This window comes from Amycolatopsis sp. Poz14 (assembly GCF_006704225.1).
In the GTDB taxonomy this organism is placed as follows: Bacteria; Actinomycetota; Actinomycetes; order Mycobacteriales; family Pseudonocardiaceae; genus Amycolatopsis; species Amycolatopsis nivea.
On the sequence record NZ_JACLHD010000001.1, the window covers coordinates 4,816,893 to 4,839,199 of the forward strand.

At 70.6% G+C, this 22,307-nt stretch carries 13 protein-coding genes and 1 pseudogene; 12 read left to right on the forward strand and 2 right to left on the reverse strand.

Annotation, left to right across the window (positions count from 1 at the left end):
* Positions 1–25 precede the first annotated feature (25 nt).
* Genes glgX (FKO37_RS22870) through treZ form a run of 3 tightly spaced genes read left to right on the forward strand, consistent with a single transcriptional unit; the run spans position 26 to position 6,149 of the window.
* Positions 26–2,152 carry a glycogen debranching protein GlgX gene (glgX, locus tag FKO37_RS22870; protein WP_037815545.1) on the forward strand — a complete coding sequence of 709 codons (2,127 nt, stop codon included), beginning with the start codon at positions 26–28 and terminating at the stop codon, positions 2,150–2,152.
* Positions 2,149–4,425, forward strand: a complete 2,277-nt coding sequence (gene treY / locus FKO37_RS22875; RefSeq protein ID WP_037815547.1) for a malto-oligosyltrehalose synthase — start codon at positions 2,149–2,151, stop codon at positions 4,423–4,425. The genes glgX (FKO37_RS22870) and treY overlap by 4 nt, the downstream gene beginning before the upstream one ends.
* Positions 4,422–6,149 carry a malto-oligosyltrehalose trehalohydrolase gene (gene treZ, locus FKO37_RS22880; protein ID WP_238608321.1) on the forward strand — a complete coding sequence of 576 codons (1,728 nt, stop codon included), beginning with the start codon at positions 4,422–4,424 and terminating at the stop codon, positions 6,147–6,149. Before treY ends, treZ begins: the two co-directional genes overlap by 4 nt.
* Here treZ and FKO37_RS22885 read toward each other — a convergent pair.
* Positions 6,118–7,086, reverse strand: coding sequence for a YafY family protein (locus tag FKO37_RS22885; protein ID WP_037815550.1), 969 nt, complete (start codon positions 7,084–7,086; stop codon positions 6,118–6,120). The two genes, treZ and FKO37_RS22885, sit on opposite strands and share 32 nt — an antisense overlap.
* 169 nt (positions 7,087–7,255) lie before the next feature.
* On the opposite strand from FKO37_RS22885, the gene glgX (FKO37_RS22890) reads away from it, so the two are divergent.
* The 7 genes and pseudogenes from glgX (FKO37_RS22890) (at position 7,256) to FKO37_RS22920 (ending at position 20,151) form a co-directional block, all read left to right on the forward strand.
* Entirely contained in the window at positions 7,256–9,400 is a 2,145-nt protein-coding gene (gene glgX, locus FKO37_RS22890) for a glycogen debranching protein GlgX (protein WP_134668104.1), read from the forward strand.
* 358 nt (positions 9,401–9,758) lie between these two features.
* The gene (locus tag FKO37_RS22895) at positions 9,759–11,738 is read left to right on the forward strand and encodes an alpha-1,4-glucan--maltose-1-phosphate maltosyltransferase (RefSeq protein ID WP_238605720.1); all 1,980 of its coding nucleotides are present in this window, start codon (positions 9,759–9,761) and stop codon (positions 11,736–11,738) included.
* Between the two features lie 90 nt (positions 11,739–11,828).
* On the forward strand, positions 11,829–13,622 hold the full coding sequence (gene treS, locus FKO37_RS22900; RefSeq protein WP_037815557.1) for a maltose alpha-D-glucosyltransferase: 1,794 nt from the start codon (positions 11,829–11,831) through the stop codon (positions 13,620–13,622).
* Position 13,623: 1 nt separating this feature from the next.
* Positions 13,624–15,036 (forward strand): aminoglycoside phosphotransferase, encoded by a 1,413-nt coding sequence (locus FKO37_RS22905; protein ID WP_374204379.1) that lies wholly within the window; start codon positions 13,624–13,626, stop codon positions 15,034–15,036.
* Between the two features lie 5 nt (positions 15,037–15,041).
* A complete protein-coding gene (gene glgB / locus FKO37_RS22910; protein WP_037815659.1) occupies positions 15,042–17,243 on the forward strand; it encodes a 1,4-alpha-glucan branching protein GlgB in 2,202 nt (733 codons plus the stop codon).
* A gap of 427 nt (positions 17,244–17,670) precedes the next feature.
* A pseudogene (locus FKO37_RS22915) lies at positions 17,671–18,498 on the forward strand (family 16 glycosylhydrolase); the annotation flags it as partial.
* 201 nt (positions 18,499–18,699) lie between these two features.
* Entirely contained in the window at positions 18,700–20,151 is a 1,452-nt protein-coding gene (locus FKO37_RS22920; protein ID WP_037815660.1) for a S1C family serine protease, read from the forward strand.
* 29 nt (positions 20,152–20,180) lie between these two features.
* On the opposite strand, the gene FKO37_RS22925 is transcribed toward FKO37_RS22920, so the two are convergent.
* Positions 20,181–21,002: an oxidoreductase gene (locus tag FKO37_RS22925; RefSeq protein ID WP_037815562.1), complete on the reverse strand. Its 822-nt coding sequence runs from the start codon at positions 21,000–21,002 to the stop codon at positions 20,181–20,183.
* Positions 21,003–21,082: 80 nt separating this feature from the next.
* Between FKO37_RS22925 and FKO37_RS22930 the strand changes: the two genes are divergently transcribed.
* Positions 21,083–21,607 carry a MarR family winged helix-turn-helix transcriptional regulator gene (locus FKO37_RS22930; RefSeq protein WP_037815563.1) on the forward strand — a complete coding sequence of 175 codons (525 nt, stop codon included), beginning with the start codon at positions 21,083–21,085 and terminating at the stop codon, positions 21,605–21,607.
* A gap of 59 nt (positions 21,608–21,666) precedes the next feature.
* Complete coding sequence (locus tag FKO37_RS22935; protein WP_037815565.1) at positions 21,667–22,227, forward strand: cysteine hydrolase family protein; 561 nt, start codon at positions 21,667–21,669, stop codon at positions 22,225–22,227.
* The last annotated feature ends 80 nt before the right edge of the window (positions 22,228–22,307 follow it).

Below are 22,307 nucleotides of genomic sequence, written 5' to 3' on the forward strand. Positions count from 1 at the left end.
AAACCGATGCCCAAGGAGAAGCCCTGTGCGGCCCTGGCCCGGAAAGCCCTACCCGCTCGGCGCGACCTACGACGGCGTGGGGACGAACTTCGCGCTGTTCTCCGAGGTCGCCGAGCACGTCGATCTCTGCCTGTTCGACGACGAGGGCAACGAAACCCGCGCGCGGCTGGAGGAGGTCGACGGGTTCGTCCACCACGGCTACCTGCTCGGCGTCGGCCCCGGGCAGCGCTACGGATTCCGGGTCCACGGGCCGTACGACCCGAGCCGCGGCCTGCGCTGCAACCCGGGCAAGCTGCTGATCGACCCGTACGCCAAGGCGCTGTCCCGCGGCGTCGACTGGTCCGAGGCGCTGTTCAGCTACCGCTTCGACGACCCGGAACAGCTCAACGAGGACGATTCGGCCGGTCACGTGCCGTACTCGCTCGTGGTGAGCCCGTTCTTCGACTGGGCCAACGACCGCGCGCCGCGCGTGCCGTATCACGAGACGGTCATTTACGAGACGCACGTGCGCGGCATGACGATGACGCACCCGTTCGTCCCCGAGCGGCTGCGCGGCACGTACGCCGGGCTGGCGCACCCGGCGGTGGTCGAGCACCTGCAGAAACTCGGCGTGACCACGGTGGAGCTGATGCCGGTGCACCAGTTCGTGACCGACCACGGCCTCGACGAGAAGGGCCTGCGCAACTACTGGGGCTACAACACGATCGGGTACTTCGCGCCGCATGACGCCTACGCCGCGATGCAGGGCCAGGGCGGGCAGGTGCAGGAGTTCAAGGGCATGGTCCGCGCCCTGCACGAGGCGGGCATCGAGGTCATCCTCGACGTGGTCTACAACCACACCGCCGAAGGCAACCACCTCGGCCCGACGCTGTCCATGCGCGGCATCGACAACGAGGCGTACTACCGCCTGGTCGAGGACGATCCGCAGTACTACATGGACTACACCGGCACCGGGAACTCGCTCAACGTGCGCAGCCCGCACACATTGCAGCTGATCATGGATTCGCTGCGGTACTGGGTGACCGAGATGCACGTGGACGGCTTCCGGTTCGACCTCGCCTCCGCGCTGGCCCGCGAGTTCTACGACGTCGACCGGCTGTCGACGTTCTTCGACCTCGTGCAGCAGGACCCGATCGTGAGCCAGGTGAAGCTGATCGCCGAACCGTGGGACGTCGGGCCCGGCGGCTACCAGGTCGGCAACTTCCCGCCGCTGTGGACGGAATGGAACGGGCAGTACCGCGACACCGTGCGCGACTTCTGGCGCGGCGAACCGTCCACCCTCGGCGAGTTCGCGTCGCGGATCACCGGTTCGTCGGACCTGTACCAGGACGACGGCCGCCGCCCGTTCGCGTCGATCAACTTCGTCACCGCGCACGACGGGTTCACGCTCACCGATCTGGTGTCCTACAACGAAAAGCACAACGAGGCCAACGGCGAGGACAACCGCGACGGCGCGGACGACAACCGGTCGTGGAACTGCGGCGTCGAGGGCCCGACCGACGACGAAGAGGTGCTCGCGCTGCGCGCCCGGCAGCGGCGGAACCTGCTCGCCACGCTGCTGCTGTCGCAAGGCGTGCCGATGCTGCTGCACGGCGACGAACTGGGCCGGACCCAGCAGGGCAACAACAACGCCTACTGCCAGGACACCGAACTGTCCTGGATGGACTGGGAGCTCGCCACGGAGAACGCCGACCTGGTCGAGTTCACCGGCGCGCTCGCCGCGTTCCGCAAGGCGCACCCGGTGTTCCGCCGCCGCCGGTTCTTCCAGGGCAAGCCGGTGCGCAAGGGCGAGGAACTGGGCGACATCGCCTGGTTCACCCCGGCCGGCGAGGAGATGACCGAGCAGAACTGGGACGACGCGTTCGGCAAGTCCGTGGTGATCTTCCTGAACGGGGAAGGGATCCCGGACCTCGACCCGCGCGGGATGCCGGTGGAGGACGATTCGTTCCTGCTCGCGTTCAACGCGCACTGGGAGGACATCGCGATGACGCTGCCGGGCAACGGCTACGGTCGCGAATGGACAGTCGTGGTGGACACCCGGACCGGGGCGGTCGGGGACTGTGGCGTCGAACCGGTCGAAGGCGGCGGCAAGTTCACGCTCGCCGCGCGTTCGCTCGTGGTTCTCCAGCGCACGGCGAAGGAGAGCGAATGAGCACGCCGTCCTCGACGTACCGGGTGCAGTTGCGGCCGGAGTTCGGCTTCGCCGACGCCGCCGCGATCGTGGAGTACCTGCGCGAGCTGGGCGTCGGGGCGTTGTACGGCTCGCCGATGCTCGACGCGACACCCGGGTCGACGCACGGTTACGACGTCACCGATCCGACGCGCGCCCGGGGAGAACTGGGCGGCGAAGAAGCGCGAAAGGCGTTGGCAGCGCGGCTGAAAGACGCCGGGCTCGGGTTCGTCGTGGACATCGTGCCGAACCACATGTCGGTCGAGGTCGCGAAGGCGAACCAGTGGTGGTGGGACGTTCTCCGGAACGGCCGGGAGTCGCCGTACGCGTCGTTCTTCGACATCGACTGGAGCCGCGGCAGGCTGCTGCTGCCGGTGCTCGGCGAGGACAACGACGTGCTGACCGTCGAAGGTGACGAACTCGTCTACTACGACCATCGTTTCCCGATCGCGCCCGGAACCGGCGACGGCACGCCGGCCGAGGTGCACGCGCGCCAGCATTACGAGCTGGTCGGCTGGCGGCGCGGCAACCGGGAGCTGAACTACCGAAGGTTCTTCGACATCACGAACCTGGCCGCGGTCGCCGTCGAGCGGCCGGAGGTGTTCGCCGAAACGCACGGCGAGGTGCTGCGCTGGGTGTCCGACGGCGACGTCACCGGCCTGCGCGTGGACCATCCGGACGGCCTCGCCGACCCCGGCGGCTACTTCCGGCGGCTCCGCGAGGGCGCGCCCGGGGCGTGGCTGGTCGCGGAGAAGATCCTGCACCCGGGCGAGGCGCTGCCGCAGAGCTGGCCGGTCGACGGGACCACCGGATACGACGCGTTGCGCGAGATCACCGGGGTGTTCGTGGACCCGGCCGCCGCGTCGGTGTTCACCCGGCTTGCCGCCGAACAGGGCGTGCGCACCGACTACCACGCGGTCGAGGAGAACGCGCGGAGGTTGGTGACCGACGGCATCCTGGTCGCCGAGGTGCACCGGATCGCGGCGCTGCTGCAAGGCGTGGACGCCGGTGCGGCCCGCGCCGCCGTCGCCGAGGTGATGATCGCGTTCCCGGTCTACCGTTCGTACCTTCCCGAGGGGGCCGGCCACTGGGCGACTGCCGTGGCGCGGGCCCGCAAGCGGCGGCCGGAACTGGCCCCGGCGCTCGACGCGCTCGACAGCCAGGTGCGCGGCGCGCCCGACGGCGAGCTGGCGACGCGGATCCAGCAGACGTCCGGCATGGTCGTCGCGAAGGGCACCGAGGACACGACCTTCTACCGGTTCACCCGGTTCGCCGCACTGAACGAGGTCGGCGGCAACCCGGACCGGTTCGGGCTGAGCACCGGGGAATTCCACCCGCTGGCCGCGGGCCGGGCGGCCGCGGCCCCGGCCACGATGACCACGCTGACCACGCACGACACGAAGCGGTCCGAGGACACCCGCGCCCGGATGGCGGCGCTCTCGGAGGTCGCGGACGAGTTCGCCGTCGCGGTCCGCCGCTGGACGGCCGCGCGCGGGATCGACGAGCCCGCGCTGAATCTCCTGGCCTGGCAGACGCTCGTCGGCGCGTGGCCGATCTCGCCGGAGCGGCTGCGCGACTACCTCGACAAGGCCGCGAAGGAAGCGAAACTCCGCACCTCCTGGACGGAGCACGACGAGGGCTTCGAACGCGCCGTCGCCGAGTGGCCGTCCGCGGTGCTGGACGACGCCGCTTTGGCGGCCGACGTCGAGTCGTTCGTGAAGCGGGTGCGCGGCGCGGGCTGGACGAACTCGCTGGGGCAGAAGCTGCTGCAACTGGCCGGACCCGGCGTGCCGGACGTTTACCAGGGCACCGAGCTGTGGGACTACTCGCTGGTCGACCCGGACAATCGCCGCGAGGTCGACTACGCCGCCCGGCGCGCCCTTCTCGACCGCATCCAGGGCGGCGAACAGCCGGAGATCGACGAGACTGGCGCGGCGAAACTGCTGGTGGTGCACCGCGCGCTGACCCTGCGCCGAGACCGGCCGGAGCTCTTCACCGGATACCGGCCGCTGCAGGCCGAAGGCGTTGCCGCGGAACACCTTCTGGCCTTCGAACGCGGTGCCGGCCTGACCGTCGCGGTCACGCGGCTGCCGCTGGGTCTGGACCGGGCGGGCGGCTGGCGCGACACCGTTCTGCCGCTGCGCGCCGGGGAATGGACCGACGTGCTGACCGGTCGCGGGGTCGGCGATGCCCCGCAGGCGTCCGCGTTGTTCGAGCGGTACCCGGTCGCGCTTCTGGTGCGGGAGGACTCCTGATGTTCCGCGTATGGGCCCTGTCGGCCGAGCGCGTCCGCGTCCGCGTGGACGGAACCGACCACGAGATGACCGCCGCCGGGGACGGGTGGTGGCAGGCCGACGTCACCGGCACCGATTACGCCTTCTTGCTCGGCGACGACGACCGCCCGCTGCCGGACCCGCGTTCGCTGCGCCAGCCGAACGGCGTGCACGAAGCGTCGCGGGTCTACGACCATTCGGCGTTCGAGTGGACCGACCAGTCGTGGACCGGGCGGCAGCTGCCCGGCGGCGTGGTCTACGAACTGCATGTCGGCACCTTCACCGAAGCGGGCACGTTCGACGCGGTCATCGACCGGCTCGGGCACCTGGTCGACCTCGGCGTCACGCACGTCGAACTGCTGCCGGTGAACTCCTTCGACGGCACCGCGGGCTGGGGCTACGACGGCGTCCTGTGGGGCGCGGCGCACGAACCGTACGGCGGTCCCGACGGGCTGAAACGCCTGGTCGACGCGTGTCACGCACGCGGGCTCGCGGTCCTGCTCGACGTCGTCTACAACCACCTCGGCCCGTCCGGCGCTTACCTCGACCGGTTCGGCCCGTACTTCGCCGGCCGCACCGACTGGGGCGCCGGGCTGAACCTCGACGGCCCGGGTTCCGACGAAGTCCGCCGCTATGTCATCGACAACGCGCTGGGCTGGCTGCGCGACTTCCACTTCGACGGCCTCCGCCTGGACGCCGTGCACGCGCTGGTCGACAACCGCGCCGTGCACCTGCTGGAGGAACTGTCCGCCGAGGTCGACGCGCTCTCGGCGGCCCTGAACCGCCCGCTGACGCTGATCGCCGAGTCCGACCAGAACGACCCCAAGCTCGTCACGACGCGCGACGCCGGCGGCTACGGCCTGCACGCGCAGTGGTCCGACGACCTGCACCACGCGCTGCACGTCCGGCTCACCGGCGAAACCACCGGCTACTACACCGATTTCGCCGAGCCCGGCGCGCTGGCCAAGACCCTGCGGGAGGCATTTTTCCACGCCGGGACCTGGTCGTCGTTCCGCTCGCGCGTCCACGGCCGCCCGCTGGACCGGCGCGTCGCCCCCGGCCACCGGTTCCTGGCGTATTTGCAGGACCACGACCAGATCGGCAACCGCGCGACCGGCGACCGGCTGTCCGCGACCGTTTCGCCCGGTCTGCTCGCCTGCGGCGCGGCGGTGGTGTTCTGCTCGCCGTTCACGCCGATGCTGTTCATGGGGGAGGAGTGGGCCGCGGAGACGCCGTGGCAGTTCTTCGCGTCGTTCCCGGACCCGGAACTGGCCGAGGCCGTCCGCACCGGCCGCCGCCGCGAGTTCGCCCGGCACGGCTGGGGCGAAACGGACGTTCCCGACCCGATGGACCCGGCCACCGTCGCCCGCTCGCGGCTCGACTGGACCGAACCGGGCAAACCGGGCCACCGGGAAATCCTCGGCCTGTACCGGACGCTGATCCGCCTCCGCCGCGCGCATCCGGAGCTGACCGATCCGCGGCTGGACCGCGTCGTGGTGGAGACCCCGCCGGACGATGCGTGGCTGATACTGCACCGGGGCACGCTGCGCCTGGCGTGCAACTTCGGAGCGAAGCCGGTCGAGGTTCCGGTGGCGGGGGAGGTGCTGGCTTCGTGGGGCAACCCCGAGGTCGGCGACGCGACGGTGCTGCCCGCGGAGTCGTTCGTGCTGGTCGCTACCCGGTGTAGCCCTGCAGCATCTTCGTGAGCGTCTCGGCCATCCGGTCGCGAAGCTCTTGCGGCGCAACCACTTCCGCCAACGGACCGAGCCGCAGCAGGTCGTGCACGGCTTGGTCGGGCTGCTCGACCGGAACGATCACCCGAGTCCACCCGTCCGCTTCGACAACGCCGCCCGCAGCCGCGCGGGCAACCGCAGGTTCGGCGAGCTGCGGCAGGAGTCGCATCCCTTCCGGCGACACCCGCAGTACCGCCTCGCCACGGTGCCGGCGGGCGTCGAAATCGTCGAGGTACTCCGACCAGTAGCCGCCCAGATCGAACCCCTCGGCCCGGTCGAAGGTCTCGTCCAGCATCGCCGCCTCGACGATCCGCGCCACCCGGTAAGTCCGGAACTCGCCGGAATGCCGGGCGACCAGGTACCAGTGCCCGGCCTTGAGCACCACACCGTGCGGCTCGACGGTCCGGGCGACTTCGCGGGGCGCGGCCCAGCGCTGATACCGGATCCGGACGCGCCGCTGCTGCCACGCCGCGTCCGAGACCGTCGGCAGCTGCGGCGTGGCCTCCCTGTCGTGGTACCAGGACGCCGCGTCCAGATGGAACCGCTCGCGGACCCGGTCGGCGTGGGACCGCAGTTCGGCCGGGAGCGCGGCCAGCAGTTTGCGCTCCGTGTTCGCCGCGACCGGCCCCAGCCCCAGCCCGGAAGCCGCGGCGGGCAGCCCGGTGAGGAAGAGCGCCTCGGCTTCTTGCCTGGTCAGACCGGTCAGCTGGGTGCGGTACCCGTCGACCAGCCGGTATCCGCCGTCGTGGCCGGGCTCGCCGTACACCGGGATCCCGGCGGCGCTCAACGCCTCGATGTCGCGGTAGACCGTGCGCGGCGAGACCTCCAGCCGGGCGGCCAGTTCGGCGGCGGTCCTCGGCTGGCGGGCCTGCAGCAGCAACAGGAGGGAGACGAGCCGGCTCGCGCGCATGCGGCCAGCATGCCCCGGTCCACTGACAGAACCTGTCAGGGATCCCGAGGGCACGCCCGGCGCGAACCCCTACTGCCGCCGCTGTCGGCCCAGGTCATCACCCCTGCTCCGGGCAAGTTCAGCCAAGCGCCGGAGCCCGTCGCCGCCGAGGGTTTGAAAGGATCGGCGCATGGCACAGCGACCCGCATCCGACAACCAGGTCCTCGCCGGACGTCCGTTCCCGCTCGGCGCCCACCCGGAGGCGGGCGGCGTCCGGTTCGCGGTGACGTCCGCCGTCGCCGACGCGGTCGAGGTGTGCCTCATCGGCGACGACGGTTCCGAGCGGCGGATCGAACTGACCGAACGCACGTTCGGCGTCTGGCACGGGCTCGTCCCGGGCGTCACCGTCGGTCAGCACTACGGCTACCGCGTGCACGGCCCGTACGACCCGGCGCACGGCTACCGCTGCAACCCGGCCAAGCTCCTCGTCGACCCGTACGCGCGCCGGATCGACGGCAAGCTCGCCAGCCTGCACGCCGCGCAGGGCTTCACCGGGGACCCCGAGCGCGGTCCGATGTCCACTGTGGACTCGCTGGGGGCGGTGCCGCTGTCGGTCGTCGCCTCGCCGGGCGGGCAGGACACCGGGGTCAAGCCCGAGGTGCCGTTCGAGGAGTCGGTGATCTGCGAACTGCACGTGAAGGGGTTCACCCAGCAGCATCCCTTCATCCCGGAAGCGCTGCGCGGCACGTACCTCGGCCTCGCGCACCCGGTCGCGATCGAGCACCTGACCCGGCTCGGCGTGACGACCGTCGAACTGCTGCCGGTGCACGCGTTCGCCGACGAGCCCGCGCTGATCCGCTCGGGGCGGCACAACTACTGGGGCTACTCGCCGCTGGGCTACTTCGCGCCGCACGCGGGCTACGCGAGCGAACCGGGCCGCGAGATCGAGGAATTCCGCACGATGGTGGCGGCCCTGCACGCGGCAGGCATCGAGGTGCTGCTCGACGTCGTCTTCAACCACACCTGCGAGGGCGGCCCGGACGGCCCGACGCTCTCGCTGCGCGGCCTCGACGCCCCGGCGTACTACCTGCACACCCGCCGCGGGCACATGGCCGACCTCACCGGCTGCGGCAACACCCTCGACGCCGGTTCGCCGACGGTCGTCCGGCTGGTCACCGATTCGCTGCGGTACTGGACGCAGGAGATGGGCGTCGACGGGTTCCGCTTCGACCTGGCGAGCACGCTCGGCCGGCCGCGCGGCGAGATGTTCGACCGCGAGTCGACGATGCTGACCGCGATCACCACCGACCCGGTGCTGTCGCGCTGCAAGCTGATCGCCGAACCGTGGGACGCGACCGGCGAGGGCTACCGCGTCGGCGACTTCGGCGCGCAGTGGGCCGAGTGGAACGGCCGCTACCGCGACACCGTCCGCGACTTCTGGCGCGGCGCGACCGGCGTGCGGGACCTCGCGTACCGGCTGTCCGGCTCGTCCGATCTGTACGACCACAACCTGCGCCGCCCGTGGCAGTCGATCAACTTCGTCACCGCGCACGACGGCTTCACGCTGCGGGACCTGGTGTCCTACAACGAAAAGCACAACGAGGCCAACGGCGAGGACAACCGCGACGGCACGAACGACAACCGCTCGTGGAACCACGGCGCGGAGGGCGAGACCGACGACGCGGCGATCGTCGCGCTGCGCACCCGCCAGGCGCGCAACCTGTTCGCGACGCTGCTGCTGTCCACCGGCACCCCGATGTTCACCGCGGGCGACGAGATGTGGCGGACCCAGCACGGCAACAACAACGCCTACTGCCTCGACGACGAAACGTCGTGGGTCGACTGGACCCCGACCGAGGCCTCGGAGCCGATGCTCGACTTCGCCCGCCGCGTGGTCCGGCTGCGCGCGCACAGCCCGGCCTTGCGGCAGCCGGAGTTCTTCGAGGGGCGCACCACGGTCACCGGCAAGCCCGATCTCGTCTGGTTCCGCCCGGACGGCGAGGAATTCGACGAGATCGACTGGTTCGACGAGGACCGCCGCACGCTCTGCATGTGGATCGACGGGTCGAACAGCCAGGCGCGCAACCGCGAGGGCGCGCTCGTCACCGACCACTCGTGGCTGCTGGTGCTGCACGCGGGCGCGGAACCGGCGGAGATCGTGCTGCCCGGCCCGGAGTACGGCGAGACTTTCAAGCCCACTTTGGACACCAGCACCGCCGACGGCACCCCGGCCAACCCCGGAGTGCTGGAGCCGAAGGCGCGGATCACGGTCGAGGCGCGGTCGCTGCTGTTGCTGCGCGCGCCGCGGGACACGGTGGAGATCCCGCAGCTGTAAGGAGCCCGAGTCCGAGAAGTCCGGGCGCTTCGCGTGATCGCCGCGGGCGTCATGGGGCATCCTGACTGCAGTCAGCCGCCGCCGAGAAACCGTCACCCGGACATCCGCACCGATACTCACCGGTAATCACCGGAACGCGCCGCCGATTGTTAACGCAATTCGGCGAGCGTGTTGCGGGCGGGGGACGGGAATGCGTCCGGGAGTTCCGCCGAATGGGGGCGTTTCGCCCGACCGGGTGGCGGGAAAATCAGAAAAAGGCCCCGCTGTCAACGGCTTTGGAGGAATCAGGCACACTGACCGTGCTCGCGGAAGCACACTCCGACCACCCTCCCACCCACCGTGAAAAAGGGGCATCGCCATGACCGGCAGGCTCGGGATCGACGACGTCGCACCCATTGTCAGCTGCGGCCGGTATCCGGCCAAAGCCGTTGCGGGCGAACATTTCCCCGTCACCGCCACGGTCTGGCGGGAGGGCCACGACGCGGTCGCCGCGACGGTCGCCTGGCGCGGTCCGGGCGACCGCGCCGCGCGCCAGACGCGGATGGCCGAACAGGGCCGCGGGCTCGACCGGTTCGGCGCGGTGATCGTGCCCGACGCCGAGGGCATGTGGACCTACCGGGTGGACGCGTGGAGCGATCCGTGGGCCACCTGGGAACACGCGGTCGAGGTGAAGATCGCCGCCGGGCAGGGGCCGGGGGAGCTGGCGAACGACCTGGAAAGCGGGGCGCTGCTGCTCGACCGCGTGTCCCGCCGCCCGGAGCGCCGGGCCGAGCGCCCGCTGCTCGCCGGTGCCGCGGCCGCGCTGCGCGACGACGAACGCGATCTCGCCGAGCGCGTCGGGCCCGCGCTCTCGCCCGAGGTCCGCCAGCTCATGCACGACTTCCCGGTGCGCGAGCTGATCACCAAGGGCCGCGTGCTGAAGCTGTGGGTCGACCGCAAACGCGCCGCTTTCGGTTCCTGGTACGAATTCTTCCCCCGCTCCACCGGCGGGGTCGACGCGCTGGGCCGCGCGGTGCACGGCACCTTCGCCACCGCCGAGCGCGAACTGGACCGCGTCGCGGGCATGGGTTTCGACGTCGTCTACCTGCCGCCGGTGCACCCCATCGGCCGGGTGAACCGCAAGGGCCCCAACAACACTCTCGACGCGACGCCGGACGACGTCGGCTCGCCGTGGGCGATCGGCGCGGACGAGGGCGGGCACGACGCGATCCACCCGGAGCTCGGCACGCTCGAGGATTTCGACGCCTTCGTGGCGCGCGCGGAGGAACTCGGCCTCGAGGTCGCGCTCGACCTCGCGCTGCAGGCCGCGCCGGACCACCCGTGGGTCGTCAAGTACCCGGAGTTCTTCACCACCCGCCCGGACGGCACCATCGCGTACGCGGAGAACCCGCCGAAGAAGTACCAGGACATCTACCCGGTCAACTTCGACAACGACCCGCGCGGCATCTACGACGAGGTGCTGCGCGTCGTGCTGCACTGGGTGTCGCACGGGGTGCGGATCTTCCGGGTCGACAACCCGCACACCAAGCCGCCGGACTTCTGGGCCTGGCTGATCCAGTCGGTGAAGGACGCGCATCCGGACGTGCTGTTCCTCGCCGAGGCGTTCACCCGCCCGGCCCGGCTGTGGGGACTCGCGAAGCTCGGTTTCACCCAGAGCTACACGTATTTCACCTGGCGCACCACGAAAGAAGAGCTCACCGAGTTCGGCACGGACCTCGTCGAGCACTGGGACCACGGCCGGCCGAACCTGTTCGTCAACACTCCGGACATCCTGCACGAATCGCTGCAGCACGGCGGCCCGGGCATGTTCGCGCTGCGCGCCGCGCTCGCCGCGACGATGTCGCCGACCTGGGGCGTGTACTCCGGCTACGAGCTGTTCGAATCCGAGGCGGTGCGGCCGGGCAGCGAGGAGTACCTCGACTCCGAGAAGTACCAGCTGCGCCCGCGCGATTTCGCCCGCGCGCTCGCCGAGGGCCGTTCGCTGGAACCGTGGCTGACCCGGCTCAACGCCGTCCGCCGCGCGCATCCGGCGCTGCAGGGCATGCGGTCGCTGCGCTTCCACCACATCGACAACGACGCGCTGCTCGCTTACTCCAAACAGGACCCGGCGACCGGCGACACGGTCGTCGCGATCGTGAACCTCGACCCGCACGACGCGCGAGAGGGCACGCTCTGGCTCGACCTGCCCGCGCTCGGCTTCGACTGGACCGAGCGGCTCATCGCGCACGACGAGGTCACCGGCGAGACGTGGGACTGGGGCCAGGCGAACTTCGTCCGGCTCGAACCGTGGCGGGCGGTGGCGCACATCGTGGCGCTGCGCCGCAGGCTCGCGGCCTGACGCCGCGGCCGCTCCGACCCCCGTGGTTATGCCGGAGCCGAACGGGATAACCACTACTCAGCACACGCGACTCACGACAAGGTGGAACGGATGGACGAGGAGAGCCGGCCCGGCGCCGCGGCGGGACTGGCGGATGTGCCGCACACGGGGGAGGCGGTGACCGCCGACGGCCTGCTGGTCGAACCGCAGGCGGACGACTTCGCGCACGCGCACGCGGCGCCGAAGGACCCCGAATGGTTCAAGAGCGCGGTGTTCTACGAGGTGCTGGTGCGCGCCTTCGCCGATTCGAACGGCGACGGCACCGGCGACCTGCGCGGCCTGGCGGGCAGGCTGGACTACCTCGCCTGGCTCGGGGTGGACTGCCTGTGGCTGCCGCCGTTCTACGCCTCGCCGCTGCGCGACGGCGGTTACGACATCAGCGATTTCCGGGCCGTGCTGCCGGAATTCGGCAGCGTCGAGGACTTCGTGTACCTGCTCGACGAGGCGCACCGGCGCGGCATCCGGGTGATCACCGACCTGGTGCTCAACCACACCTCGGACGCGCATCCGTGGTTCCAGCAGTCGCGCTCGGACCCGGACGGCCCCTACGGCGACTACTACGTGTGGAGCGACGACGATTCCCGCTACGCCGACGCGCGGATCATCTTCGTCGACACCGAAACGTCGAACTGGACCTACGACCCGGTGCGCGGCCAGTTCTACTGGCACCGGTTCTTCACCCACCAGCCGGACCTGAACTACGAGAACCCGGCCGTGCAGGACGCGATGATCGACGTGCTGCGGTTCTGGCTCGACATCGGCATCGACGGCTTCCGCCTCGACGCCGTGCCGTACCTGTTCGAACAGGAAGGCACGAACTGCGAGAACCTGCCGCGCACGCACGATTTCCTCAAGCGGTGCCGCAAAGTCGTCGACGACGAGTACCCCGGCCGGATCCTGCTCGCCGAGGCGAACCAGTGGCCCAGCGACGTGGTCGAGTACTTCGGCGACGCGGAGTCCGGCGGCGACGAATGCCACATGGCGTTCCACTTCCCGCTGATGCCGCGGATCTTCATGGCGGTGCGCCGGGAGTCGCGGTTCCCGATCTCGGAGATCCTGCTGCAGACGCCGCAGATCCCGTCCGGCACGCAGTGGGGCATCTTCCTGCGCAACCACGACGAGCTGACGCTCGAGATGGTCAGCGACGAAGAGCGCGACTACATGTACTCCGAATACGCCAAAGACCCGCGGATGAAGGCCAACATCGGCATCCGCCGCAGGCTCGCCCCGCTGCTGGACAACGACCGCAACCAGCAGGAGCTGTTCACCGCGCTGCTGCTGTCGCTGCCCGGCTCGCCGGTGCTCTACTACGGCGACGAGATCGGGATGGGCGACAACATCTGGCTCGGCGACCGCGACGCCGTCCGCACCCCGATGCAGTGGACCCCGGACCGCAACGCCGGGTTCTCCACCTGCGACCCCGGCCGGATCTACCTGCCGGTGATCATGGACCCGGTGTACGGGCACCAGGCGCTGAACGTCGAGGCGCAGGCCGACAACGCGGCGTCGCTGCTGAACTGGACGCGCCGGATGATCGAGGTCCGCAAACAGCACCACGCGTTCGGCCAGGGCGATTTCACCGACCTCGGCGGCTCGAACCCCAGCGTGCTCGCCTACCAGCGCCGGTGGCTGCGCCCGGACGGCCGCGAGGACGTCGTGGTGTGCGTCAACAACCTGTCCCGTTTCCCGCAGCCGGTGGAACTGGACCTGTCCGCGCACCAGGGCGCGACGCCGGTCGAGCTGACCGGCGGGGTGCGCTTCCCGGACATCGGCGAGCTGCCGTACCTGCTCACGCTGCCCGGCCACGGGTTCTACTGGTTCCAGCTGCTCGAGCCGGAAGAATGAGGTGAGTCCGCTGTCACCCCACGGTTCCCCGCCTGACCTGTCCGACCTGCCCGAACCTCCCGAGCTGTCCGGGGCGCTGGCCGCCCTGCTGCCGGACTGGCTGCCCGCGCAGCGCTGGTTCGCGGGCAAGGACCGGCCGGTCGACGAGGTCCGCCCGGCGAGCCTCACCGTGCTGGCGGGCCCGGATCCGCTGCTGGTGCACGCGGTCGTCGACGTGGTGCAGGGCGACCGGACCGAGCCGTACCAGCTGCTGGTCGGCCGCCGGTCCAGGGTTCCCGAGGTGGCGTCGGCGGCGCTGCTCGGCGAGCGGTTCTACGAGGCGAGCGGCGACGCGGACCTCACCGCCGGGCTGCTGGACCGGATGGCGGCGGGCGGGTCCGCCGGGACGCTGCGGTTCGCCGCGGAACCGGACGCGACGCTCGAACCCGGGCTGCGCTCGCGGCCGATCACCGCGGAGCAGAGCAACACTTCGCTCGTTTACGGCGGGCAGTACATCCTCAAGCTGTTCCGCAAGCTCAGCCCGGGCCTGAACAAGGACCTGCTGCTGCACCGCGCGCTGCAAAGCGCGGGCTGCAAGCACGTGGCGCGCGTGGTCGGCTCGATCTCCGGCGAACTGCACGGCGAACCCGCGACGATGGGGATGCTGCAGGAGTTCCTGCCGGACGCGGTCGACGGCTGGGCGATGGCGACCACGAGCGTCCGGGACCTGCTGGCCGATCCGGACCAGCCCGCGGCCGAGGCGGGCGGCGACTTCGCCGGGGAGTCCGAGCGGCTCGGCGCCGCGGTGGCCGAGGTGCACGCGGACCTCGCGACCGCGCTGGGCACCGAGCCCGCGGACGGCGACGAGCTGGACCGCACGGTGCGCGCGATGACCGAACGGCTCGACCAGGTGTCCGAGGCGGTCCCGGAACTGGCGGTGCACGCGCCCGCGCTGCGCGAGGTGTTCGAGGCCGTGCGCGCGCACGAGGCGCCGATCTCGCTGCAGTACATCCACGGCGATCTGCACTTGGGCCAGGTGCTGCGTACCGTCAACGGATGGCTGTTGCTGGACTTCGAAGGCGAACCGGCCGCCCCGGTCGCGGAACGGCACGCGCTGCGCTCGCCGCTGCGCGACGTCGCGGGCATGCTCCGGTCCTTCGACTACGCGGCGCACCAGCGGCTCGTCGGGCAGCCCGAGAACGCGGACGTGACCCGGCACGCGATGGAATGGGCCCGCCGCAACCGCGCCGCGTTCTGCGCCGGGTACGCCCGCGCCGGCGGCCCGGTCGGCGACCCGCAGGAGCACGCGGACCTGCTTCGCGCCTTTGAACTGGACAAAGCGGTGTACGAGGTCGCCTACGAGCACGCGAACCGGCCGGACTGGCTGAGCGTGCCGCTGGCGGCGATCGCCCGCAGCACCGACGGAAGCGAGTGACCCCCGTGAACGCTGTCCCCGCGGATCTGCCCTCGGCGGCCCCGTCTCCGCTCGACATCGACCGGCTGCTGGCGGGCGAGCACCACGACCCGCATTCGGTGCTCGGCGTGCACACCGCCGGCGGCGACATCGTCGTGCGTGCGCTGCGCCCGGGCGCGACGTCGGTGTCGGTCGTCGCGGGCGAGCGCCGCGTTCCGCTGGACCGCGTGGCGGACGCGCTGTTCGCCGCGACGCTGCCGGAGCACCCGGGCGACTACCGGATCGAAGTCGGCTACGACAACCACACTGTCGTCACCGACGACCCGTACCGCTGGCTGCCGACGGTGGGGGAGCTGGACCAGCACCTCATCGGCGAAGGACGGCACGAACGGCTGTGGGACGTGCTCGGCGCGCACGTGCGCCGGTACGACACCCCGAACGGCGTCGTCGAGGGCGTGTCCTTCGCGGTGTGGGCGCCGACCGCGCGCGGCGTGCGGGTGATCGGCGACTTCAACGCGTGGGAGGGCCGCGGCCACCCGATGCGCTCGCTCGGGTCCTCGGGCGTGTGGGAGCTGTTCGTGCCCGGCGTGCCGGTCGGCAGCTGCTACAAGTTCCGCATCCTCGGCGCGGACGGGCACTGGCACGAGAAGGCCGACCCGATGGCGTTCGCCACCGAGGTGCCGCCCGCGACCGCGTCGAAGGTGACCGAATCGGAGTACACCTGGGGCGACGGCGACTGGGTCGCCCGGCGCGAGGCGACCGACTGGGCGGACGCGCCGATGAGCGTGTACGAGGTGCACCTCGGCTCGTGGCGGCCCGGGCTCGGCTACCGCGAACTGGCCGACCAACTGGCCGACTACGTCGAGGAAACCGGCTTCACCCACGTCGAATTCCTGCCGGTGGCCGAGCATCCGTTCGGCGGCTCGTGGGGCTACCAGGTCACCTCCTACTACGCGCCGACGTCGCGCTTCGGTTCGCCGGACGACTTCCGGTACCTCGTCGACCACCTGCACCAGCGCGGCATCGGCGTGCTCGTCGACTGGGTCCCCGCGCATTTCCCGCGCGACATCTGGGCGCTTGCGCGGTTCGACGGCAGCCCGCTGTACGAGCACGAGGACCCGCGCCGCGGCGAGCAGCCGGACTGGGGCACGCTCGTGTTCAACTTCGGCCGCAACGAGGTGCGCAACTTCCTCGTCGCGAACGCGCTGTTCTGGCTGGAGGAGTTCCACCTCGACGGCCTGCGCGTGGACGCGGTCGCCTCGATGCTGTACCTCGACTACTCGCGCAAGGACGGCGAGTGGCTGCCGAACGAATACGGCGGCCGGGAAAACCTCGACGCGGTGCGGTTTCTGCAGGAGCTGAACGCGACTGTCTACAAGCGACACCCGGGCGTCGTGATGGTCGCCGAGGAATCCACCGCCTGGCCCGGCGTCACCCGTCCGACGCATCTGGGCGGCCTGGGATTCGGCTTCAAGTGGAACATGGGGTGGATGCACGACACGCTCCGCTACCTGTCGCACGAGCCGATCCACCGGGCGTACCACCACAACGAGATGACCTTCTCGCTCGTGTACGCGTGGAGCGAGAACTTCGTGCTGCCGCTGTCGCACGACGAAGTGGTGCACGGCAAGGGTTCGCTGTGGGAACGGATGCCGGGCGACGACTGGAACAAGGCCGCCGGGCTGCGCTCGCTGCTGGCGTTCATGTGGGCGCATCCGGGCAAGCAGCTGCTGTTCATGGGCGGCGAATTCGGCCAGCCGCGCGAATGGTCGGAGTCGCGGTCCCTGGACTGGCACCTGCTGGAAACCCCGCTGCACCGCGGAGTGCGCGACCTGATCCGGCAGCTGAACGCGATCTACCGGGACACCGCTGCGCTGTTCAGCGGCGACGTCCGGCCCGACGGCTTCCGCTGGATCGACGCGAACGACTCGGCCGGAAACGTGCTGAGCTTCCTGCGCCTGGGCGCGGACGGCTCGCGGCTGGCCTGCATCGCGAACTTCGCCGGAGTGCCGCACCACGACTACCGGGTGGGCCTCCCGTCGGCGGGCCGGTGGACCGAGGTGCTGAACACGGACGCGGAGTCCTTCGGCGGATCCGGGGTCGGGAACCTGGGCGCGGTGGAGGCGACCGAGGAGCCGTGGCACGGCCAGCCCGCGTCGGCGGTGCTGCAACTGCCGCCGAGCGGGGTGTTGTGGCTGCTGGAGGAGCGTCCGTCCGTCGAGGAGTGACCCTTTCGGCCCACTGCCGCTGGTCGTGAGGTGGCCCTGCGTGAGGGTGGCCCTCACGCACGGCGGCGGGTCGTGAGGGGAACCCTGGGGGAGTCAGCGTCTGTGAGGGTGGCCCTCACGGACGGCGGCGTCGGGTCGTTAGGGGAACCCTGCGGGAATCAGCGTCCGTGAAGGTGGCCCTCACGGACCTCGCCGAGACCGGCCCGGCGCGCCAGGCCGGTTTCGGCCCGGACCGGTGCCGGTTGCCCGTCCATCCCTCCCGGATTGCCCGGAATTCCTCCCGTCAGCGCCTTTCGCCGGTCGCGGTCGGAAAATGACCCACGCGACGTCTTGCCGGTGAAGGCGCTGGTGGGCATACTTTGTTGCCATCCACAACAAACCCGGGGTGGCGCCGCCAGGCCGCCCCTCGAGTGATTGAGGGATGACAATGACGTCCACGCCCACCTCCTCCCGCTGGCGGCGGCTCGCGATCCCCGCGGCGCTCGCCCTCGCCGGCGCGGTCGCGCTGACGCCCGCGGGGCACGCCGCCCCCGCCGCCGCCGCCCCGGCCGCCGGGTTCTCCGACGATTTCGACGGCCCGGCGGGTTCGCCCGCAGACGGCAGCAAGTGGACCTACGAAACCGGCGACAACAACGGCAACAACCACGAACGGCAGTGGTACACCGCGGGCGCGGCGAACGGCGCGCTCGACGGCCAAGGCCACCTCGTGATCACCGCGAAGAAAGAGAATTCCGGCAACACCTGCTGGTACGGCGCGTGCCAGTACACCTCGGCGCGGCTGAACACGTCCGGCAAATTCAGCCAGGCGTACGGGCACATGGAAGTGCGGATGAAACTGCCGCGCGGGCAAGGGATGTGGCCGGCGTTCTGGATGCTCGGCGGCGGGCAATGGCCGGACGACGGCGAGATCGACGTCATGGAGAACATCGGCAAGGAGCCGAACACCGTGCACGGCACGATCCACGGCCCCGGCTACTCGGGTGCGGGCGGCATCGGCGCGGCGTTCAACGGCCCGAATTTCTCCGACGACTTCCACACCTACGCGGTCGACTGGTCGCCGAACAAGATCGTCTGGCTGGTCGACGGGCAGGCCTACCAGACCCGCACCCCGGCGGACCTCAACGGCAAGAAATGGGTGTACGACCACCCGTTCTTCCTGATCCTCAACCTCGCGGTGGGCGGCGACTGGCCGGGCGACCCGGACGGCAGCACGCAGTTCCCGCAACAGCTGGTGGTCGACTACGTGCACGTGAGCTGACCACCCTCGCCGCCGGAACCACGGCGGCGCGGAGAAGGCGCGGTCTCCGCGGGCCCCGTCCGGCTCTTCCCGAGCCGGGCGGGGCTTTTCCGTGCCCGGTTCCGGGTACACAGCTTCCGCACGGATCACGGCAAGGAAAATCTCAGGTAGCGGGTGTTTGCTGAGCTGGCGGAGGGTGACGAGACGCGGGAGCGGACGATGAACGAGCAGGAGCGCGGCGGGCACGACCAGGGACAGCCCGGCTACGGCGGGCAGGCGCATCCTTATTCGCCGGGGCAGCCGTACCAGCAGGGCTGGGCACAGCAGCAGGCTTGGGGCACTCCGCCGCCCGGCGCGTACGGTCCCCAGCCGGGCGGCCAGTACGCCGGTCAGCCTTATCCGACGCAGCAGCTGCCGCGGCATCGTGCACCACACCCGTTGCGGACCGCGGCCGTCACGGTCGGCGCGATCGTGGTGGCGGTCGCCGTCGGGCTCGGGGTCGGGCATTTCGTGTGGACGCCGTCCGCGCCGTCCGGCGTGTCCGGGAACCAGAACTTCGGCTCGATCGGCAACCAGACCAACCCGTCGAACACGGCGATCGACCCGCAGGCGATCGCGAAGAAGGTCAGCGCGGGCATCGTCAACATCAACACCGAGCTGGGCTACCAGGGCGCGGCCGCGGCGGGCACCGGCATCGTGCTCACCTCCGACGGCGAGGTGCTCACGAACAACCACGTCGTCGAGGGCGCGACCAGCATCAAGGTCACCGACATCGGCAACGGCCAGACGTACACCGCCTCCGTGCTCGGCTACGACCGCAGCCACGACGTCGCGGTGCTCAAGCTGGCCGGCGCGTCCGGGCTGGCGACGGAGACGCTCGGCGATTCGTCGTCGGTGAAGGTCGGCGACGCGGTTGTCGGCCTCGGCAACGCGGGCGGTGCCGGGGGAGCGCCGATCCCGGCCGGCGGGCGGGTGACCGCGCTGAACCAGTCGATCACCGCGTCGGACGAATCGAACAGCTCGTCCGAGAAGCTGCAGGGCCTGATCCAGGTCGACGCGAACATCCAGTCCGGCGATTCCGGCGGCCCGCTCGTGAACGCGCAGGGCCAGGTCGTCGGCGTGGACACCGCGGCGTCGGCCGGGTACCAGTTCAACGGCGGCGGACGGCGCGGCCACGGCGGGCTCGGCAACGGCTTCCCCGGCGACAACTCCCAGGGCTCCCAAGGCGGCTCGCAGGGCTCCCCGGGCGACTCGCAGGGCGACGGCTCCCAGGGTTCGAGCGGGAACGAGGGCTACGCGATCCCGATCAACCAGGCGATCTCCCTCGCCCACCAGATCGTCGGCGGCACCGGCTCCGACACCGTCCACATCGGAAAGAGCGCGTTCCTCGGCGTGACCGTCAGCGATGCCGGACAGCAGCAACAGCAGGGCGGAACCGGTTCGGGCGCGGTGATCCAGCAGGTCGTCCCCGACGGCGCGGCCGCGAAGGCCGGCTTGGCCGCCGGCGACGTGATCACCGCGGTGGACGGCAAAGCAGTCGACTCGCCCACCGCGCTGACCACCCTGATGGACCAGCACCACCCCGGCGACAAGCTGACGGTGACCGTCGTCGGCCAGACCGGTCAGCAGCAGGATGTCACCGTCGTGCCCGCCGAGGGCCCCGTGGGCTGACTCGCCGGCGGTCCGGACGGCTGGATCGATCAGTCGTCCGGATACCGCGTGTCGAGCGAAACCTCCTCCCACGCCGCGAGATCGGCGAGCTGCTGCTCGAGCTTCGCCCGGATCCGGGCCACCGCCTCGGGCCCGAGCGGCAGCCGCAGCGGCGCGTCCGGGGTGTCGACCAGTTTGAGAATGGCCTCGGCGGCCTTCGCCGGATCGTTCGGCTGCGCGCCGTCCTGCGCGGAAAACCGTTGGCGCATCACGCCTGCCGGGGTGTCGCGGTAATCGTCGATGGGCTCGGAGAACGTCATCGACCGCCCGGCGAAGTCCGTCCGGAACGGCCCCGGTTCCACCAGGCTCACCCGGATCCCCAGCGGCGCGACCTCCCCGGCGAGCGCCTCGGACATCCCTTCGAGCGCGAACTTCGACGTCGCGTACAGCGCGTGCCCCGGGTTCCCGACGACTCCGCCGACCGACGACAACTGCACGATGTGCCCGCTGCGCTGCGCCCGCAGATGCGGCAGCACCGCACGCGTGACGTTGAGGACGCCGAACACGTTGGTCTCGAGGACCTGCCGGGCCTGCTCGTCGGTCAGTTCTTCAAGCGCCCCGACCAGCCCGTGCCCGGCGTTGTTGACCAGCACGTCGATCCGCCCGTACTCGGCGATCGCCGCGCTCACCGCCGCTTCCACCGACGCCGGATCAGTGACGTCCAGCCGGGCCGTGAACGTCTTCAGGTCTTCGAGCACACTCGTGTCGCGAGCCGTGGCCACGACCTTTTCTCCGCGCGCCAGCACGGTTTCCGCGAGCACGCGGCCGAATCCGCTGCTCGCTCCCGTGATGAACCAGACGCGTCCGGACATTGCGGACCTCCCCAGGACCAGTTACTTTGATACTCAAATCAAACTACCTTGAGTATCGAGGGAGTGTCCAGTTGGACTCAGTGGGGGCGGGCCTGCCCGAGTGGCTGGCCGTGATGCCCGACGGCGTGGACGAACAGGTCGAAGCGGCCCGCCAGCGGATCGGACGGCTGTCGCGGCAGTTCGAGCAGGTACTGCGCGGGGTCGCGGAGGAATACGGCTTCAGCGTGGGGGATTGGCAGGCATTGTCGGCGTTGCACCGCTCCGGCCGCGCGGCCGTCCTCACGCCCAAGGAACTGGCCGACCGCCTAGGCGTCACCTCCGGAACCGTCACGGTCCGCGTCGACCGCCTGGAACGGGCAGGCTTGGTAGAACGAGTCGCCGCGTCCTCGGACGGCCGGAGCCGCCCCGTCCGCCTGACCCGCAAAGGCCGCGCCCGCTGGGCCGCCGCCACCCGGAAACGCACCGAACGGGAACGGTCTCTGTTCAACGCGGTCCTGAACGAGGCCGACCTGTCCGACCTGAACGCTCTCCTCTCCCGCCTGCTGACCCGCTTCGAAACCGAGTTCGGCCTGTCCTCCCAGCACGATGCCCTCCGCCCCGAGTGACAGTTTTTTGTCGGTGGGCGGCGCTAGCGTGAGCGGTACCTGACTGGAGGGAAGATCCGATGACCACTCTCGACAACCGGCCGAACACCGCACTGCTAGTCGTCGACGTCCAGAACGGCGTCGTCGAGGACTCGCACGAACGAGACAACGTCGTGGCGAACGTGGCCGCACTGGTGGACAAGGCCCGGGAGGCCGAGGTTCCCGTGGTGTGGGTCCAGCACAACGGCGAAGGCTTGGCTAAGGGAAGCCCGGAATGGGGCCTGGTCCCGGAACTGACGCCGTCGCCGTCCGAGCCCTTGGTGGAGAAGACGTACGGGGATTCCTTCGAAGACACCACCCTGGAGTCGATCCTCGCCGAGTTGCGGATCGGACACCTGGTGGTCAGCGGAGCCCAAACGGACGCCTGCATCCGCTCCACCCTGCACGGCGCCTTCGTCCGCGGCTACGACGCGACCTTGGTGAGCGACGCCCACACCACGGGCGACCGCACGAAGTGGGGCGCGCCGCCGCCCGCGCAGGTCATCGCGCACACCAACTTGTATTGGACCCACCAAACCGCCCCCGGCCGGACTGCGGGCACTGTCGCCACGAAGGAGGTCGCCTTCAAGCCTGGCGCGTGAGACCGGCGGGGATCCTGGAAGGTTGCCGCGGGGCGGAGTCTTTCGCGTCCGGCACGTGGGACCGGCGGGCTGCGGGCTGG

Bases quoted from the DNA above. Each gene is read 5' to 3' on its own strand.
- treY (WP_037815547.1), top strand. From the start codon at position 2,149: ATGAGCACGCCGTCCTCGACGTACCGGGTGCAGTTGCGGCCGGAGTTC.
- FKO37_RS22885 (WP_037815550.1), bottom strand. From the start codon at position 7,086: ATGCGCGCGAGCCGGCTCGTCTCCCTCCTGTTGCTGCTGCAGGCCCGC.
- glgX (WP_134668104.1), top strand. From the start codon at position 7,256: ATGGCACAGCGACCCGCATCCGACAACCAGGTCCTCGCCGGACGTCCG.
- FKO37_RS22895 (WP_238605720.1), top strand. From the start codon at position 9,759: ATGACCGGCAGGCTCGGGATCGACGACGTCGCACCCATTGTCAGCTGC.
- treS (WP_037815557.1), top strand. From the start codon at position 11,829: ATGGACGAGGAGAGCCGGCCCGGCGCCGCGGCGGGACTGGCGGATGTG.
- FKO37_RS22920 (WP_037815660.1), top strand. From the start codon at position 18,700: ATGAACGAGCAGGAGCGCGGCGGGCACGACCAGGGACAGCCCGGCTAC.
- FKO37_RS22925 (WP_037815562.1), bottom strand. From the start codon at position 21,002: ATGTCCGGACGCGTCTGGTTCATCACGGGAGCGAGCAGCGGATTCGGC.
- FKO37_RS22935 (WP_037815565.1), top strand. From the start codon at position 21,667: ATGACCACTCTCGACAACCGGCCGAACACCGCACTGCTAGTCGTCGAC.